Source organism: Acidiphilium sp. JA12-A1, assembly GCF_000724705.2.
Classification (GTDB): Bacteria; Pseudomonadota; Alphaproteobacteria; order Acetobacterales; family Acetobacteraceae; genus Acidiphilium; species Acidiphilium multivorum.
Genome location: NZ_JFHO01000285.1, coordinates 1 through 1038, shown reverse-complemented (window position 1 = coordinate 1038; position 1038 = coordinate 1). Strand labels below are relative to the sequence as shown.

2 protein-coding genes are annotated in these 1038 nt (G+C 65.8%); both read left to right on the top strand.

The window, feature by feature from the left end:
- The first annotated feature begins 39 nt into the window (after positions 1 to 39).
- Positions 40 to 366: a MobA/MobL family protein gene (locus RT91_RS19905; RefSeq protein WP_035189808.1), complete on the top strand. Its 327-nt coding sequence runs from the start codon at positions 40 to 42 to the stop codon at positions 364 to 366.
- Between the two features lie 249 nt (positions 367 to 615).
- Positions 616 to 1038, top strand: a 423-nt coding sequence (locus RT91_RS19900) for a recombinase family protein (protein WP_035189806.1), incomplete at its 3' end; no start/stop codon positions are given.

Genomic DNA, 1038 nt, shown 5'->3' with positions numbered 1-1038 from the left:
GACCCGTGAGCTTGATGGCCGGACGACCGGCCGGCGCTGGTGARGGGGCTACGTGAGGCCTGGGCTGAGCAAGTCAACGCGGCCCTGGAACGGGCACGGGTGACGGCGCGGGTGGATCATCGCAGCTTTGCCAGGCGGGACGCCGAACGCGGGCTCGACCCTCGTGACCGGTTTAGGCCGCCCGGTGTTCACCTTGGCCCCGGTGCCATGGCGATCGAGCGCCGGGCGGCCCGTGAGCGGATGCGGGGCCTGTCGGATGATGCCGGGGTGATGGCGCGCCACCGGGCCAAGCAGTTGCGGGGTGCCAGTCGCCGGGACGCGATGCGAGAGGAGCGGAGCGAGCGTCATCTTGAGGGCCCGAAGTAACGAAACGCCCTGCGCTGTAGCATAAGCGGACAAAGTGGGAACGTTGACTGGTTGGGATGGAGGTTTTCTGCGGGTTTGAGCGGAGAGCGCGGTTCTGAGGCCGGAACCGCGCGATGACGGAAAACACCTGTTTTCCGTCGGTGGTCCGAGACCTGCCGAAAAGTCCCAGATTTTGTGCCGAATCATGTACGGAAAACATAGTCGGAATGGCATGATATACGGAAACCGTCTCGAAGGGGATTTCCGTACATGCTGATCGGCTACATGCGCGTCTCGACCGACAATGACCGACAGGTGCTCGACCTGCAACGCGACGCCCTGCTCGGAGCCGGGGTCGATGAGCGGCATCTGTTCGAGGATCGTGCCGGGGGCAGCCGGCGCGACCGGCCGGGCCTCGCTGCGGCACTGGCCTATCTGAAATCCGGCGATTGCCTCGTGGTCTGGAAGCTGGACCGGCTCGGCCGGTCGCTGCCGCATCTTCTGGAGACGGTGAACAGCCTTAGGGCGCGTGGCGTCGGCTTCCGGTCGCTGACCGAGCAGATGGACACCACGACGCCGCAGGGGGAATTCCTGTTTCATGTCTTTGGCGCTCTGGCGCAGTTCGAGCGTTCGCTGATCCAGGAGCGTGTGCAGGCAGGTCTGGCGGCCGCCCGTCGGCGGGGCAGGCGTGGT